Raw genomic sequence first — 12,586 nt, 5'->3', positions numbered from 1 at the left:
AGCATATGTAGGAGAGTGGATTGGGACAAAAATAAAAGAAGGAATGACCAATATAGCACTCGATTATATATCGGCCATTCCAATACTTGTTGGAGTATCAATAGGAGTATATGCACTTTTAGCGATGATTAGTAAAACTTTTGCAAAGTTTGGTGTAGTTGGAGTGTTTGGGTATGGATTTTTGATTGTTTTATTTTAGCCTAAATTTAAGACGTAATTTTAACCAAGATAAACCAACAAAAACCAACGAAAAACAGCCTTTTGCCGTCAAAATGTCGGCAACACGATAAAGAATAAAGAATAAAGCGATTCCTAAATTGGCTTGGAATCGCTTTATATCAATGTTTTGAAGTGATGATTCCGATTGGGCTCGAACCAACGACCTCCACCCTGTCAAGGTGGCGCTCTCCCAGCTGAGCTACGGAATCATAAGCTTTATTGAATAATTATATGGATTCTATCTTTACATGTCAATAAGAAAATGGCTCGACTTAGGTTTGTTATCTTGATGTTAATTAAATCGCGCGACAAGAATGGATTTTCGCGCGAGAAAAAGGAAAATTCGCGCGTAATCTGATAGAATTGCTCCAGATTAATAGAATATCGCGCTATAAATCAGATGTGGCGCGATTATTGTGATGTTCGCGCGTTATGAAGTAAACCTGGCGCGATTTCTTACGTTTCCCGCGCGAATTTAGACTCCTCTACGCGACCTCATAATGTAAGTCCAGCCTATAACTTAATAAATAGATCTACTGCTCTACCATTGCCATAAAACTAGCAATATACTAAAATGAACTTTTATGACATCAGTGGAAAGGAATTTTTACGTGGAACGAAAAATAGGGTTTATTGGTAGTGGGAAAATGGCAGAGGCGATTATCGGGGGTATTGTGAATTCCGAGTTTGTGCTACCGGAGAATATTTATGCATCCAATCGTACTATGCCAAAATTATTAGATTTAAACGTAACGTATGGAATAAACGTTGCGGAAAATAACCAAGATGTTCTGAACAAGAGTGATATTGTTTTTCTTTCAGTTACACCTGATAAATATCCTCTAGTAATAGATGAAATAAAGGATGTCGTGCAAGAAGAGACAATTGTGATTATCATTGCTGCTGGACAAACGATTGCCCAAACTGAGGAACAATTTAATCGCAATATAAAGTTAGTTAAAGCAATGCCAAATACACCTGTACTAGTCGGCGAAGGGTTAACCGCTATTAGTTTTAACCAACTTGTTACACCTGAAGAGCAAATTGAGGTAACACGGTTATTTGAATGCTTTGGTAAAGCAGAGATTATAGATGAAAGTCTAATGGATACTGCTAGTGCGGTAGGTGGGTCATCTCCAGCGTTTGGATATATGTTTATCGAAGCATTAGCAGATGCGGCAGTTGTAAATGGGATGCCACGTGATAAAGCATACCGAATAGCTGCACAAGCACTTTTAGGATCAGCGAAAATGGTATTAGAAACAAATGAACACCCAGGTAAACTAAAAGATGATGTTTGTTCACCAGGTGGTACAACAATTCAGTCTGTAGCTGCTTTGGAAGAACATGGGTTTCGTTCAGCTATCATACAAGCGGTGCAAGCCAATATAAATAAAATGCGATAATTGAAAAAGGAAGAATCCATGGAGTTGTATATCTAACTATTAGTTGGTGCTATTCATATGGATTCTTCTCTTTTTTGCTCATATGTAGTTACTGGCAAAAAAGAGAATAATATCAACTTCTATTTTTCTCGAAGAAGTGCTCGAACTTGCTTTCCAATATATAATTTTATAGAATCATTAACCCTCAAAACACCAGATGAAATAAGTCCAATTCACAGTATTCCTCCATCATTATGCAGCTTTTCCCCAGTGAATTTCTGTTGAATAAAACCTAAAATTTAGCTCGATTCTACATTTAAAGAGAGTGTTAAATAGTTGGTAATTACTTCAGCTATTTTGCAAAGAAATTAATCCGAACCGATAAATAATTCTAAAAAATGTGGTAATATTATAGTAAATACTTACTAAACGTAGCATATTCCGTAAAGGAGAGTAATGTAATGGTAAGAATGAGTCTGGAGTTAGTTCGGATAATGTTTCTTTTGGCCTTCTTTGAAGTGATAGGTGGTTATATTATAAGAAGTATTTATGCAACATTTGAAATTTCATCAGATTATATGCTATTTGGATTCATAGGGATACTCGTTCTGTTTTTTGTATTGTATCGGAATAAGTTGCAATTTTCAGGTTGGTATAATGGGATGAGGAGAAATAAGTTATCAAAAGCGATGACCAATGGGGTCATTATGGCAGCTGTTTTTTTAATGATCGCTCCATTTATTTTAACTTGGTTAAATTATCATATTTCGTGATAGGAGATAGAGAGTGAAAACACCATACGTTCAAAAATTGTTAGTAGGTAAAGTGAAGCGAGTCGGTAATCCGGATGCCACAAATCCATTAGAGAAAGCATGGGAGAGCGGCATGTTTAAAGCGAGTACAGAAATGCCTGTTTGGTTAAGTAAATCCGGGTTAAAAGGTGATGAAGTAGCGGATAAGAAAAATCATGGGGGACAAGAGAAGGCGATTTTTGCATATCCAGTAAGTCACTATGATTATTGGCAAAATGAACAACAAATAGAAGGTATCCATATAGGTGGTATGGGGGAAAATCTAGCAGTGGCTGATATGGATGAATACACGGTTTGTATTGGTGATACATATCAATTTGGTGAGGCGGTCATACAAGTTTCTCAACCTAGAAAACCTTGCTGGAAGCCAGCTCGTCGCCATCGAACAATGGACCTGGCAATGCGTATACAGAAAACGGGAAGGACAGGCTGGTATTTTCGCGTATTGCAAGAGGGGGTCGTTAAAGCAGGAGCAGAGCTAGCCTTGTTAGAACGACCATTTATAGAATGGTCCATTGCCAATTGTAATGAAGTCATGTATGAAAAAAAGAATGATCTGGAGCTAGTGGAAAAGCTAGTAAGTTGCCATCTATTAGCTGATAGTTGGAAGCAGCCTTTAGTGAAGCGTTTGGAAGGAAAAGCTTCCTCTGGAACCGATTGATACGTATAGTCAAATATAAATGAATAAATAGGTAGAACACTAGAAATGAAATCGTACAGAAATATAGTTGGCTGTACGATTTTCTATTTTATACCAATAGCTTGTTGAAGGGGAGTAGGAAAATGGGAATAAGAAATTCAGCAAAAGCAATTATTATGGAAGAAAATAAACTATTAACTATAAAAAAAGAAGATAAAGATGGCTACTATTATTTACTTCCTGGTGGCGGACAAGAACATGGGGAAACACTTCATGAAGCTGTAAAACGAGAGTGTGTGGAGGAAGTTAATGCAGATGTTGATGTTGGTAGCCTGTTATTTATTCGGGAATATATTGGGAATAATCATGAACATGCCGACTTTGATGCAGATGTACATCAAATCGAGTATATGTTTTTATGTAGCGTGACAGGTAGTAGAGATCTGGGGAATGGAATAGTGCCAGATGAGGGGCAAATTTCAGTGGAATGGTTGCCATTGGAAGCGTTAATGCAATATAGGCTCTATCCGCAAACTATGAGAGAGAAGCTCATAGACTATACAAAAGGAGTAGAATTTCCAGTTTATTTAGGAGATATAAATTAAGGGGTGAAGGAGTGTGTTATTCATTGGTGCAAGCTATCTTTTTTGACCTGTATGAGACGCTTATCACGGAATGGGAAAATAATCAAAAGAAGGCCTCCTATTCTGTAGAAGTATTGGGAATTGATGAAGATGTATATAAAAAGGAATGGGTATTAAGAAGAGAAAGACGTATGAATGGTACATTTACAAATCACCAAAGTGTATTAAGAGATATTTTGCAATCATGTGGGAAACCAGTCGATGAGAACGCTATCGAAGAAGTGCATAAACTTAGAGTAGCTTGTAAGTTAGTACCTTTTCAAAAGATAGATGATACTATCCTTCAACTTTTACAAAAACTTAAAGAAAAGCAAATTAAAATTGGTTTGATTAGTAATTGTACAGAAGAGGAAGTTATTGGATTTCACCAGTCTAAGCTAGTACCGTTTTTTGACGATGTTATATTTTCCTACAAAGTAAAGGATGCTAAGCCAAATAGAGGGATTTACGAATTAGCTTGTAAACGTTTAAGTGTTACCCCTGAGGAGGCCGGGTTCGTTGGAGATGGAGGATCAAATGAGTTGCAAGGTGCGTCTGAAATAGGCATGAAGTCGTATCAGGAAACTTGGTTTCTACCGTTACATATAAGTATGAAGAACAATACTTTTCCTAAATTAGAAACGCCAAGTCAGTTGCTGGATTTATTGGACCAAAAAAACATGGAGGATGATTGTAACGTGATAAGATTACCTGATCCTACTAATCATCCGGACTGGATTAATCCTCATTCGCTTGAATGGTATAAACAACTTGGTGAACAATATGGGGTTTATCATTATCCGTGGAAATCGTTAATAGAAGCTCCAAACGGTGAAACCATCTTTGATGAAGAAGTGTTACAGTTGGTGAAAAATAAGAAGGTACTGGATGTTGGCTGTGGTCATGGACATTTTACAAAGAAATGTAGTATGCATGCCAAGGAGATAATTGGATTTGATGTAACGGATCAATTTATTTCAGCTGATAATTTACATAAGAAGCGTAATGTTTCATTTGTAGTTGGAAACACCAAGAATGGACTTCCATTCGATACGAATAGTTTTGATTGCGCATACATTCGTAAAGGGCCAACCTCCGCCTATACACGATTAGCCGACATAGTAAAAAATGGTGGAAGAGTAGTAGGCCTACATCCTGGAGATTCGTCAGGGCAAGAGTTAATACAGTGGTTCCCGAACTTATTTAAGCAGGGGAAAGTAACTATTAAGGATGTTCTAGAAGAAAGATTAGCAAAAAGTAATTTTACAGAGGCAAGCATAGAAGAGATAAATACTATTGAATATATAGAATCACCTATAGATGTAATAAAAATGCGCTGCTTCGGTCAAAAGAACACTATATTTTTACAACTGAGCAATGAACATTTCGAGGAGATTAGTAGAATATTTGATGATAATGCTACTAGTAAAGGGCTACCTGTTACCTTCTCACGGTATATTGTTCGGGCAATAGTTTAATAGATAAGGGGGGAGAAGATGGAAAAGCCTTTTCATCATTTAGCTAGAGGTATCTTAATAAAAGATAATAAATTATTAGTTGGAAAAGCGAAAGGATATCAGAATACTTTTTTACCAGGAGGACATATTGAATTCGGAGAAAGTGCAAAGGATGCATTAGTAAGGGAGATAAGGGAAGAACTGGGGATGCGATGTACAGTGGGAGAATTCCTTGGTTTAGTAGAGCATAAGTGGATGAATCAAGGTATATTGAATTGTGAAATAAACCAGCTGTTTAACATTGAGATGGAGGACTTAGCAATGGAAAATCCTCAACGGAGGGGTGGCTTATGAAGCAAGATCAACAACAATTTATCACCGATGTTTATCACTTTATGTGTGAAATGATTATAGTAAGTATCTTACTTCTCTTACCAATACATTATTATTACCATTGGGTTCCAGCTTGGAGTATGTTGGTAGTCATTGCCCTCCTTTGTATACTTTTCGTGGTTTTAGAAAAGCAAGATTTAAACCATAGCTATTATTATTTCACCTTACTTCTATTAATTCCAACTTTTCTATATTTTCGATATCCTCTTTTACTTAGCGTGTTCATTTCTTGTATCGTTTTATGGAGATACTTTCGTATACGTCACGTTTTAGTAATAGGGAGGGAAGCGGCTTATCTATTATTAACGCCTACACTTTCAATTGTAGTATTTCTAATTACGAATAACCTTTATTCCATTATGGGATTGTTTCTCCAGTTACTTGTAATAATCATTGGTTTTATGTGCAGTAACATATCGGTATTGGAGAGAAGCGAGAGGACTTTGCTTTATTATAAAGGGGTTATATATTTATTACTATTGATGAGTTGTGGAGGTATGATTGCATATTGGATTAGTTCGCAAACGTATCTAGTGAAAATTTGGGACTCTACTATATACTTCTTATTTTCCCTAATTGGCAGAGTTCTATTCCTTGTACCATTTATGGAAAACAATAATAATGAAGATGAAATCGACATAGGAACAGGTATAGAGTCATTAGAAAACGTGTCAACGGAGTTACCTATAGTTTCATTCATCTTAGGTGGATATATGGGTATTGGTGTCATTCTTGCGATTTTTGGGCTTATCATGATCATTCTAATATTTAAAGGAGATAAATCATCAAAAGCTGGTATAAAAGGAATTACCATTGCTTCAGGTAAACATCGTGGTGATGTACATTTTCCTGAAGAACAAAAAGGTTTACTAACTTGGTGGAAAATCAGTAAAAAACACCCAGTCCGAATCTTGGTTCATAAGTTTGAACGAAAAGCAATTAAGCATCAGCTGGGAAGAAAGACCACGGAAACAATTGATGAATGGTTGAAACGGATTGGTTTGAACGTTGATGTGCACGTGTATCAAAAAGTACGTTATGGAGAAATGGAAGTATCGAAACAAGAGGTGGAGGTATTACGACGTGAGATAGAAAGATTTAAAGAATTACTAAAAAAGTAGATGGAAAAGGTACTATATAATTGTTTAACGGTGTAAACATAGCTTATTGAGGTGGTAATGATGACTACTGGTATGTTAATCTTTATCGTGGTGATGGGTTGGATACTAATTATACATGGTGGAATGACCTATTTAATTGTTAAGAAGAAGGAATATAGTTTAATATCAGGTTTTTATAATCGTCCAAAGGAAGAACAGGAGTATTTAATAGAAAATGGTTATATAGAAAAACTTGGGAAGATATTCGTGTACTCGTTTTATATACTCCTATTAGCTATATTGCTAACGGTTTTTCGTGTTCCATATGGTCCATTAATTGGATTTAGTTTATTTACCGTTTTCTTACTAGGTGGGTTAATATATCTTCAAAAGTATGAGCTCCCCCATAAAAGGAAAAAATCGCTTTGGATTATTGTCGTTATATCAACTATAACGGTAGGAATTATCGCTGTAGGAGTATTTATCGGAAGTACAAATAACGATATCATCATAGAAAACGAAAAATTCATTATTTCCGGTATGTACGGAGATGAATGGGCTATAGATGACATTGCTAAGGTGGAATTACTAGATGAGCTTCCCGCGGTTTTGAAGCGGACAAACGGTTATTCTTCTGAAAATGTTCGGAAAGGACAGTTTAAGCTGGAGGATCCATATGGACAAGGGAAGTTATTCGTAGCCGGCAAGGAAGGTCCTTTCCTATATATTGCCTTTGATGATAGTTATGTTATTTTGAATCGGGAGAGTAAGCAAGAAACAGTAGATATTTATGAAAAACTAATACAGGAACAATAGGTTGTCAAGTTCATGCTAGAAATGGAGAAATGTCATGAAGGTAGCATTTGTAACAGGAGCCAATGGTGGCTTTGGAAAGCTTATCATTATAGAGCTATTAAAGGCAGGGTATCGTGTAATTGGAGCAATGAGAAATCAAGCTAATCAAAAAGAAATAATGGATATGGCTAGAGAAATTAATTTAAACCAACAGTTAGAAATAGTCGAGATGGACGTGACAGATGAGGAAAGAATTAAAGAAGTAAGCAAATGGATATCGGATCACTTCGGTCAGCTCGATGTTCTTATTAATAATGCAGGATACTCACAGGGCGGATTTACTTCTGATTTAACGATGGAGGAATGGGAAAATCAATATGATACGAATGTAATGGGTGTTATTCGAACGACATTCCACTTATTGCCCTTATTGAGAAAGTCAACACAAGGAAAAATAATTAATATGAGTAGTGTTAGTGGATATTTTGGATTTCCTGGAATGGGTCCTTATTGCTCTTCAAAATTCGCTTTAGAAGGTTATAGTGAAAGCTTGCGTATGGAACTTCTTCCAATGCGTATCTATGTATCTCTAGTAGAGCCTGCTTCATTTAAAACGGGTATTTGGGAGAAGGGATTAGAAGTAGGGGAGAGAATTGGTAATGATACGATAAAGAAAAATGCTTATGCATTTGCCAAACAATCCTATCAAAATGCAGGGGATCCAATAGAAGTAGCCAAGCTAGTACGGAGAATTTGTGAAGCAAATCGTCCAAAATTTCGCTACCAGGTTGGAAAAGGTGCAAAATCGCTATGGTTGATGAAGAAGTTTATTCCATGGACATGGATTGAGAAGACGGTAATGAGAAAGCTTAATAGATAAAAAGTCGCAGTGATGATGATATCCTGCGACTTTTGAATACGAAAAATTGCAAAGGGATCTATTTCACCTCATACTGTCCCATCATCCCAGCATCTTCATGCTCCAGAATGTGGCAATGGTACATAAATATCCCTTTGTGGTTGAAGGTTGTAATAATTCGCACCGTTTCACCTGGTTCTACCAAAATCGTGTCTTTCCAGCCGGTTTCATTTGCTGGAGGTGGGTTCCCATCACGGTCGATGACCTGGAATTGGACACCATGTAAATGGAATGGATGTGCCATTCCACCCTGTACTCCGGTACGTTTATTACTTACTTTCCAAATTTCCGTATCGTTTAAATTTACAACTTCATCAATGACGCCCATATCCATTGATTTATCATTAATGGTTAGGGTCGATCCTACACCAGCCATAACCATTTCCCTGGTCACTACTGCATCAGCAGGATCAATAGTATCAATCTCAGTTAATTGTTCTGGGATTGGATACGCTTCTGATTCTGTATTCGTTACGTGGAACTTCATAACTTCTACTTCATCTGCTGAAATCGTTTTTCCTAGTTCAGAGACCGTATCCATTAACGTAATTTCATCACCAGTCTCAAATGCAGAAAAATCTACTAATATTTCAGCACGCTCAGCAGGACTCAAGGTTAAGGAAGTCATTTCTACTGGCTTTTCTAAGAAACCACCATCACTAGCAATTTGGTAAAATTCTTGCCCATTATGAAACTCAAAATGATAGGTTCGACCATTGGAACCATTGAGAAGGCGTAAACGAACCATTCCTTTTGGAACCTCTAAGTAAGGAGATATTGCGCCATTGACAAGGTAAACATTTCCATATAGCCCCATCATCATGTCATTCATTCCAGGGTTATACTGCATATTGCCACTAGCATCTAATTGCTTATCTTGAATAATTATTGGAAAATCATTTACCCCATAATCTTTAGGGATTGGAAGACTGTCCGATACGGCATCTTCAATGATAAATAACCCTGCTAGTCCTTCATAAACTTGTTTTGCTGTTGCGTGCATCATATGCGGATGATACCAGAGTGTTGCTGCTGGTTGTTCAATCGTGAATTCCGGTTCCCATGTCTCCCCAGGGTTAATCCCTGAATGTGGACCACCGTCATTTTCCCCATCCACACGGAGCCCGTGCCAGTGAAGCGTAGTTGCTTCTCGTAAGTCATTCTTCATGACTACTTTAACACGATCTCCTTCATGAACTTTAATAACAGGTCCAAGAATGTTTCCATTGTATCCTAAGGTTTCAGACTCAATCCCATCAAGGATTTCCGTCACACCGTGCTGTGCGGTTAGATGGAATTCCGCTAAGTTCGGATCTGGATTGACATCCTCCAATAATGGGGGGATAGGTAAAGGCTTCGATTCTACTAAATTAGATAAATCATTTGGATTAGATGAAGATGTATCATCTTTCGATAGGTACAGAAGAAGTAAGGTAACACCAATCACTACTATCACGATTGCTGCTATGTAAACATAAGCTTTTTTCATTACAAAAATTCTCCAATCTTATCTATTAATGGATAGAGTACATGAGATTCAAACGTTGGGCGAAATAATAAAAGATGCTCGATAAACATAAAAATACGCGCGATACATACTAGAAGTCGCTCGAAAATACGTAAAACAAGCATGAACCAGAGTAATAGTCGCCCGAGCAGAACTAATGCGAGCGCCCCAAAAAGAAATCGTGCACCATCTATAGAAACGCTTTCTTATAATAATGTTGGATAGAACTTAAAAAGAAATCACCTTCTATTTTAACTGGTAGAAAGGTATTTTTCGACTATAATCGTAAAATTGATTACCAATTTCCTAAGTGAAAGAAGTAACGGTTTCTATTTTGTGACAAGTTCGTGAATTGGTGTTTAGCTGTGACATATGTCACAGCTAATAATAGATTGATTAGTTATGATAAGGGTGTAAGAAGAATTGCGCTTAGGAGGAATTAAAAATGAATAAAAGATTATTAATGGCATTACTATTTTCTTTGATCTTAGTTTTAACAGCATGTGGAGGAGGGGATACAGATTCTAAAGAAGATGATGCATCAACAGACTCATCCCAAAGTACGGAAGCAAATATTCCAGATGCAAATAATGAAGTAAATCTAGTAGCAACCAATTTTAGCCTAGGTCAAGATGTATACACTGTAAAAGCAGGTGAAGAAGTAAAGGTTACCCTTACAAATGAAGAAGGTCATCACGGAATTTCTATTGATGAATTTGACGTTGAAATCCAAGGGGATGGGGAAGCAACATTTACACCAACTGAACCAGGAGAATATAAAATATATTGTAATATTATGTGTGGGACCGGCCATGATGAGATGGTAGCAACATTAATCGTGCAATAATATCGTATTGTAGTTTTAGTAAAGAACACCCTAAACAGGATTAGAGTACCTGTATAGGGTGTTCTTTGTTCTTTGTCGATAAAACAAGTTAGAAGGGAAATTGTTTCGACATAACAAGTTCACAGACTATGCTTCATACGTAGATTCAATTATTAAGTATAGAATGTTAAGTCATTGTTTGAAGATATAGATTTAGAAAAATCAAACAAAAAAAGGTGAAATACTATCACAGTAGTTCCCACCTTTCCTCTTTCTTATTTTGCTTCAAATTGCAGTAGGGATAAGCCGCTTACGCGTAACTTTTGTCCCTCTATTAATTGAATGTCAATCTTAGAAGAACCGTCCAGAAACTCAAAAACTCTTGGTGACTTTCCTTCCTCATAAACATGTAAATCTCCAAACCCATACTCGGGGGCATAAACGGAATATTCTCCTGCTTCAATATCTTTTCCAACTTCCCAAATACCTGCGGAAAGCTGATTCGAAAATTGTGTATCGACAGGGGTGATTATTGCCTCATTTATGCCATCTAGATGAACCGAATGCGAGCCATTTAAGTCTACCGTAACACTCTCAACCCCATACCAGGAATCAAAAACTTCACTAACCAAAAGCACATTGTCTTGATCATAAACCAGTACCCTTCCAGATTGAGGAGCCATCACTTCCGACCATAATGGAGCAATCGAATATCTTCCTTCCTTAGGAATAATGTCTGGCATATCTTTTACGACCGGGCTAACGATAATTTCTTCTGCTTCGGCATTACTACGGTCAATTGTATTGTAGATAGTATCACTAACTTCTCCAATAATTTCATCTTTTTCTTTATCGATGATTTCGTTATTTTCCTGATACCGTAATACCTTCTCCGAGGGTTGTTCACTACAGCCTACTAAAACGAATAAACAAGTTATAAAACAGAGGAAAAGCAATCGTTTCATTATATATTTCCCTCCTAAAATTCATGGTAGTATTTTTCATAGTATTCAGCAGTTCCAAGTGGTCCTATTGAAAGTTCTTTTCCTTTATAGGCAGACAGTTTTATAACCCATTCCTTCTGTTCTTCTTCCGTCATATTTTTAATTGGAATACAACATAGATGATTCGCGATAAAAAGATGATCCTCGGGTAATGTATAAGCTAAATTTTCATATTGATCAGGTGTTAAGTCAACCTTCAAGTACTCATCTGTAGTATCAGTTAAGACTTGTTGATGAATGATATCGCCACCCTTTAAATATAGGACACGGTCCGCATATAAATCGAGATTGGAAAGTAGATGGGAGGCAACAAAAATTAGCTTACCTTCTTGCTTCATATGCATTAATTTTTTGGATATGAGTGATACATTCGCCACGTCCAGCCCGTTCATCACCTCATCCATAAGCATGATTGGGGTATCTGCTGCAGCAATCATGGCAAAGCATAATCGTTGTCTCATTCCTAAAGAATAGGTTTTTACTTTCTTTTTAACATAACTCTCCATTTGTAGTTGTTCATAAATCTCTTTGACATGCTTCGTTGTACCTTTCCACATATTGGCATACAGCTTCATGTGATCAACACCAGATAATTCTTCAAATAAATCTCCCTGGTCCGGAAATGTAGCCAATTGTTTATGAATAGCTATTTCTTTTCCTTCCGTCTTGTATTGGAGATCTCCGTTAAACGTAACATTCCCCTTATTTGGTTTTAAGAAGTTTGATATGACATTAAATAGGGTTGTTTTACCCGTACCGTTTGGAGCAACAAGTCCAATAATTTCTCCACTCTTGGCTTCTAGTGAAAGGTTCTCTAATACTACTTTGTCTTTATATTTAACTGTGATATTTTCCAGTTTTAACATGTCAATCCTCTTTTCTATTGCCGTTTTTAAGGCGATCTTT

At 36.7% G+C, this 12,586-nt stretch carries 15 protein-coding genes and 1 tRNA gene; 11 read left to right on the top strand and 5 right to left on the bottom strand.

What is annotated here, in order from left to right; translation table 11 throughout:
• Positions 1–199 (top strand): hypothetical protein (locus AAIB49_RS14760; RefSeq protein WP_343458461.1); only part of this gene is annotated, 199 nt, incomplete at its 5' end.
• Here AAIB49_RS14760 and AAIB49_RS14755 read toward each other — a convergent pair.
• Both AAIB49_RS14755 and AAIB49_RS14750 read right to left on the bottom strand, forming a co-directional pair.
• A complete protein-coding gene (locus tag AAIB49_RS14755) occupies positions 191–379 on the bottom strand; it encodes a hypothetical protein (RefSeq protein ID WP_343458460.1) in 189 nt (62 codons plus the stop codon). The two genes, AAIB49_RS14760 and AAIB49_RS14755, sit on opposite strands and share 9 nt — an antisense overlap.
• A tRNA-Val gene (locus AAIB49_RS14750) sits at positions 356–428 on the bottom strand. The genes AAIB49_RS14755 and AAIB49_RS14750 overlap by 24 nt, the downstream gene beginning before the upstream one ends.
• Before the next feature lie 402 nt (positions 429–830).
• On the opposite strand from AAIB49_RS14750, the gene proC reads away from it, so the two are divergent.
• The 9 genes from proC to AAIB49_RS14705 all read left to right on the top strand — a co-directional run bounded on the left by proC (position 831) and on the right by AAIB49_RS14705 (position 8,304).
• Positions 831–1,625, top strand: coding sequence for a pyrroline-5-carboxylate reductase (gene proC / locus AAIB49_RS14745; RefSeq protein ID WP_339215835.1), 795 nt, complete (start codon positions 831–833; stop codon positions 1,623–1,625).
• A 440-nt stretch (positions 1,626–2,065) separates the two neighbouring features.
• Complete coding sequence (locus AAIB49_RS14740) at positions 2,066–2,377, top strand: hypothetical protein (protein WP_339215833.1); 312 nt, start codon at positions 2,066–2,068, stop codon at positions 2,375–2,377.
• Positions 2,378–2,390: 13 nt separating this feature from the next.
• Positions 2,391–3,077 (top strand): MOSC domain-containing protein, encoded by a 687-nt coding sequence (locus AAIB49_RS14735; protein WP_339215832.1) that lies wholly within the window; start codon positions 2,391–2,393, stop codon positions 3,075–3,077.
• Positions 3,078–3,199: 122 nt separating this feature from the next.
• Complete coding sequence (locus AAIB49_RS14730) at positions 3,200–3,661, top strand: NUDIX domain-containing protein (RefSeq protein ID WP_339215830.1); 462 nt, start codon at positions 3,200–3,202, stop codon at positions 3,659–3,661.
• Positions 3,662–3,672: 11 nt separating this feature from the next.
• Entirely contained in the window at positions 3,673–5,157 is a 1,485-nt protein-coding gene (locus AAIB49_RS14725) for an HAD-IA family hydrolase (protein WP_339215828.1), read from the top strand.
• 18 nt (positions 5,158–5,175) lie between these two features.
• On the top strand, positions 5,176–5,490 hold the full coding sequence (locus AAIB49_RS14720) for an NUDIX domain-containing protein (protein WP_339215827.1): 315 nt from the start codon (positions 5,176–5,178) through the stop codon (positions 5,488–5,490).
• A 536-nt stretch (positions 5,491–6,026) separates the two neighbouring features.
• Positions 6,027–6,650: a hypothetical protein gene (locus tag AAIB49_RS14715; RefSeq protein WP_343458459.1), complete on the top strand. Its 624-nt coding sequence runs from the start codon at positions 6,027–6,029 to the stop codon at positions 6,648–6,650.
• Between the two features lie 60 nt (positions 6,651–6,710).
• Positions 6,711–7,445 carry a DUF3784 domain-containing protein gene (locus AAIB49_RS14710; protein WP_339215825.1) on the top strand — a complete coding sequence of 245 codons (735 nt, stop codon included), beginning with the start codon at positions 6,711–6,713 and terminating at the stop codon, positions 7,443–7,445.
• A gap of 34 nt (positions 7,446–7,479) precedes the next feature.
• A complete protein-coding gene (locus AAIB49_RS14705) occupies positions 7,480–8,304 on the top strand; it encodes an SDR family oxidoreductase (RefSeq protein WP_211741679.1) in 825 nt (274 codons plus the stop codon).
• 58 nt (positions 8,305–8,362) lie between these two features.
• Here the strand turns inward: AAIB49_RS14705 and AAIB49_RS14700 are convergent, their stop codons facing one another.
• Entirely contained in the window at positions 8,363–9,832 is a 1,470-nt protein-coding gene (locus AAIB49_RS14700) for a multicopper oxidase family protein (RefSeq protein WP_343458458.1), read from the bottom strand.
• Positions 9,833–10,295: 463 nt separating this feature from the next.
• Between AAIB49_RS14700 and AAIB49_RS14695 the strand changes: the two genes are divergently transcribed.
• Complete coding sequence (locus tag AAIB49_RS14695; protein WP_211741677.1) at positions 10,296–10,697, top strand: hypothetical protein; 402 nt, start codon at positions 10,296–10,298, stop codon at positions 10,695–10,697.
• A gap of 254 nt (positions 10,698–10,951) precedes the next feature.
• Here AAIB49_RS14695 and AAIB49_RS14690 read toward each other — a convergent pair whose 3' ends face one another.
• Positions 10,952–11,641 carry a hypothetical protein gene (locus tag AAIB49_RS14690; RefSeq protein WP_343458457.1) on the bottom strand — a complete coding sequence of 230 codons (690 nt, stop codon included), beginning with the start codon at positions 11,639–11,641 and terminating at the stop codon, positions 10,952–10,954.
• A 14-nt stretch (positions 11,642–11,655) separates the two neighbouring features.
• Complete coding sequence (locus AAIB49_RS14685; RefSeq protein ID WP_339215818.1) at positions 11,656–12,546, bottom strand: ATP-binding cassette domain-containing protein; 891 nt, start codon at positions 12,544–12,546, stop codon at positions 11,656–11,658.
• Positions 12,547–12,586: the final 40 nt, after the last annotated feature.

Source organism: Ornithinibacillus proteolyticus (genome assembly GCF_039581225.1).
Lineage (GTDB): Bacteria > Bacillota > Bacilli > Bacillales > Amphibacillaceae > Ornithinibacillus > Ornithinibacillus massiliensis.
This window is presented reverse-complemented; position numbering and strand designations above follow the sequence as displayed.